The following is a 4,079-nucleotide window of genomic DNA, read 5'->3' on the forward strand; positions in this document are numbered from 1 at the left end:
GGCCGCGGCCCGTGCCACCTCGGCCTGGGCGGCCTGCTCGGCGGTCCGCTTCTCCGCGAGCTGCTGCTGTCGTGCCGCGTTCTCGACGGTCTGGGCCTGCGCCTCGACGGTCGTGCGCTCCTCGGCGGCGGCGACCCTGGCCTCGGCGGCCTCGGACTGCGCCTCGGTGGCCTTGGCGTCGGCCACCGCCTCCTGGGCGTTGGCCTCCCGGCGTTCCTTCGCCTGGGTCTGGTCCAGCTGCCCCTCGGCGGTGAGCGAGTCGTTACCGGTCACCGCGCCGGCGATCTCCTTCGCCTTGCCCTTGACCGCGTCGACCAGTCCTTTACGGGCCTGATCGGCCTTTTCGTGCTCGGACATGTGTCCCCTCCTGGCTTTGGCTGTCGAGCTGACAGGTTCCACCAGGCGGGATGTTCAAACCTTTGTGTGAGCTGCGCCACCGTCAGGCGGGGCGGTAGCGCAGCATCGTGACGGCGTGGTCGGGGTGGTCTCCGGGATAGTCGAAGTAGACCGGCCGCACCCGCATCCCGATGCGCAGGTCCTCGGGCACGACGTCGACCATCTCGGTGGAGAACCGCGGACCCTCGTCCCACTCGACGATCGCAGGCAGCAGCGGCACCGTGTCGGCGAAGTGCGGGCCGACGGGACGCCGGGCCACGGTGAACGAGTAGAGCGTCCCCATGCCGGAGATCTCCCGCCACTCCAGGTCGTCGGCGAGCGTCCGCGGCGCACGCACCCGCGGGTAGAACACGTACGCGCCGGACGACGGCGAGTACTGGATGCGGATGCGGTGCTCGGCGAGCGCATCCCAGAACGGCGCCGTGGTGGGCGTCTTGACCGGCATCGGCCGCTCGAACGTCATCTCGCTCATGTCAGTCGCCCTCCAGGATCAGCGTGGTCTGTTCGGAGAGGATGCCGCCGTTGCCGGACACGAACGCGCGGTGGCAGTCGGCGACCTGCGCGGCGCCCGCGCGTCCCATGATCTGACGGGTCGCGTCGCAGACGTGGTGCATGCCGCCGGCGAGGCCGGCCTGCCCGAAGCCGAGTTGACCGCCCGCGGTGTTGAGCGGGAAGTCGCCGCGGAACGTCAGGTCGTGCTCGGCGACGAAACCCATGCCCTTGCCCTTCTCGCAGAAGCCGGCGTCCTCCAGCGACAGCAGCACGGTGATGGTGTAGCAGTCGTAGATCGACACCATGTCCATGTCCTCGCGGCGCAGACCGGTCATCGAGAACGCGGTGTCGGCGGCCTTGGCGATCGGCGTCTGCAGCAGGTCGGCCGCGTACGTCGGGGTCTTGAAGGGCACGTGTTCGCCGAACCCCTTGATCCACACCGGCCTGTTGCGGGCACGGCGGGCGATGTCGGTGTTCGCCACCACCACCGCCGCGCCCCCGACGCACGGCATGACGATCTCGAGCATGTGCAGCGGGTCGGCGATCACCGGGCTGGCGAGCACGTCCTCGACCGTCAACGGCTTGTCCCGCCAGATCGCGCCGTCGGTGTGATTGGCGTTGACCCGCTGGTCGACGACGATCTTGGCCATCGCGCGCTCGTCGTAGCCGTACACCGCGCCGTAGCGCTGCGCCACCTGACCGTACGGCCCGTTCTGCCCGAGGTTGCCGTAGGGGATCTCGAATTCAGCCTGGGGAGAACCGAACTGGTTGCTCGACGAGCCGAAGAACACCGCGTCGGACAGCGCCTTGGGCTTGCGGTCCGACGTCGGGGTGATGTAGCGGGCCGGCAGCACACACAGCACCGCGTCGCACAGACCGAGCTCGACGGCCGCCGCGGCCCGCCACACCATGCCGGCGGCACTGGCGCCGCCGAGGTCCACCAGCTCGGCGAAATTCGCTCCGACGCCCAGGTATTCGGCGATAGTCGACGGCACGAAGATCTCCGACTCGGCCAGGTGCGACGTCACGATGCCGTCCACCACGTCACCGGTCAGCCCCGCGTCGGCCAGCGCGTCGGCGCTGAGCTCCGCCCACTGCTCGAGTGTGAACGGCGCCGGGGACGCCTTGCTCATCCGTTCCGGCGGCAGCTCCACATAGCCGACGATGGCGGCCTCACCGCGCAGTCCCATTCGTACTCCTCTCCGCTGCAATCACGTTCGCGGTCCTCACTTCCGCGGCAGGCCCAGGATCATCTGCGCGATGATGTTGAGCTGGATCTCGGGCGTGCCGCCGCCGATCAGCTCGGCGGGCAGGTGCAGGTACGGCGCCACGACCGGCGGGTCGGACTGCTCGGTCACCGCCAGCGGCCCGGCCACGTCGAGCGTGTGCCGGGACACCTTGCGCAGCAGCACTGTGGTGGCGACCTTGGCGATGCTCGACGCAGGCCCGGCGGCCTGGCCGTCGAGCAGACGCAGCGTCTCGCGCACGCCGAGCGCCCTGATCGCGTTGGTGTAGGCGTCGATCTCGCCGAGTGCGCGCCGGACGTCCTCGCCGTCGGGACCGGATGCCATGGCGCGCAACGCGGTGGCGCGGTCGTTGTTCACGTAGCCGCTGATCGCGACCCGTTCGGTGGCCATCGTGCTGATGGCCAGCTGCCAGCCTGCGGCCGGGTCGCCCAGCAGCATCTCGTCGGGGACGAACACGTCGGCCAGGAACACCTCGTTGAAATGTGCTTCGCCGTTGGCCTGTTTGATCGGCTGTACCTCGACGCCGGGTGAGCGCATGTCGAGCACGAAGTAGCCGATGCCGCGGTGCTTGGCCGCGTCGGGATCGGTGCGGGCCAGCAGGGCGCCGAAGTCCGCACGCTCGGCCGACGACGTCCAGATCTTGTGGCCGTTGATGCGCCATCCGCCCTCGACCCGGGTGGCCCTGGTCACCAGTGAGGCCAGATCCGATCCGGCGCCGGGCTCACTGAACAGCTGGCACCAGCCCAGCTCGCCGCGCTGCGTCGGCGGGATCAGCTGCTGCTGCACCTCGGGCGGGGCGGCCTGCAGCAGGGTCGGCACGATCCACTCGGCGATGCCCAGCGACGGGCGCACCAGATCCGGCCGCCGGGCGAACTCCTCGTCGATCACCAACTGCTGCAACGGCGTGGCGTCCAGTCCCCAGGGCGCGGGCCAGTGCGGGGCGACCAGTCCGGCGTCGGCGAGCAGGGTGCGCTGCGGTCCGGTCATGAAGTGCTCGTAGTCGCCCTGTTTACCGATGCCGTCGTTGCCCAGGGTCAGCGCCCGGTCCAGGGTGTCGGCGACCTCGGAGCGCAAATCCGCTTCGGCCGCACCGAGATTCACCGCCATGTCGCGGACGGCGGTGGTGGCCAGCTCGCCCATCCACCGGGTCCACCTGCTCATCGGCCCGACGGCGCCGGCCAGGCTGATGGCCCGCCGCCAGTAGAGGTGCAGGTCGTGTTCCCAGGTGAAGCCGATCGCACCGAACATGGTCAGCGCGTCGAGCACCAGGTCGGGCGCCGCCGCGACGGCCGTCACGGCCGCTCCCGCCGCGGCGATGCGGTGCTGCTCCAGCGAATCGCCGTCGGCACGGACCGCGTCCCACGCCGCGGCCGCCGCCAGCTCGGCGTTGACGAGCAGCATCGCCGCCCGGTGCTGCAGCGCCTGGAAGGAGCCGATCGGCCTGCCGAACTGCTCGCGGGTGCGTAGGTGTGCGGTCACCGCGCCGACGCACCAGCCGACGATGCCTGCCGACGCGCAGGCCGTCAGCGCCACCACGACGCATCGCGCCCGGTCGTCGTCGATGCCGGTGAGCACCGCCTCCGCGGAGGCGTCGTGCCCTTCGAGGCGCAGCACACCGGCGTCGGTGGTGATGTCGGTGCCGCCCACCGGTTCTGCGGCGACGCCGGGCGCATCCGCGGCGACGGCCAGCCAGATCAGCCCCCCGTCGCCGGTGTGCGCCGGCAGCAACAGGATTCGCGCCGAACAGGCGCCGGGTACGGCGGTGGTGACGCCACTGACCCGCCAGCCGTCGTCGGTCGGCGTGGCCTGCAGGTCGGAGTACTCGGGGAGCACCACCGCGGCGGGGGCGCCGCCCGCGAGGGCGGTGAGCAGGTCGGTGGCCGCGGGGGTGCGGTCGGCGTGCAGGGCCACCGCACCGGCGGCGACGGTCGGCAGCAGCGGTCC

At 71.1% G+C, this 4,079-nt stretch carries 4 protein-coding genes; all 4 read right to left on the minus strand.

The genetic code is table 11. From position 1 onward, the window contains the following. A partial coding sequence (locus tag Q2100_RS27725; RefSeq protein ID WP_302916624.1) for a CsbD family protein occupies positions 1–357 on the minus strand: 357 nt, incomplete at its 3' end. 82 nt (positions 358–439) lie between these two features. Then, the gene (locus tag Q2100_RS27730; RefSeq protein ID WP_407667705.1) at positions 440–868 is read right to left on the minus strand and encodes a Zn-ribbon domain-containing OB-fold protein; all 429 of its coding nucleotides are present in this window, start codon (positions 866–868) and stop codon (positions 440–442) included. 1 nt (position 869) lies between these two features. Further along, positions 870–2,078, minus strand: coding sequence for a thiolase family protein (locus Q2100_RS27735; protein ID WP_302916625.1), 1,209 nt, complete (start codon positions 2,076–2,078; stop codon positions 870–872). 36 nt (positions 2,079–2,114) lie between these two features. Beyond that, positions 2,115–4,079, minus strand: a 1,965-nt coding sequence (locus Q2100_RS27740) for an acyl-CoA dehydrogenase family protein (RefSeq protein ID WP_302916626.1), incomplete at its 5' end; no start/stop codon positions are given.

Source organism: Mycolicibacterium arseniciresistens (assembly GCF_030519285.1).
Lineage (GTDB): Bacteria > Actinomycetota > Actinomycetes > Mycobacteriales > Mycobacteriaceae > Mycobacterium > Mycobacterium arseniciresistens.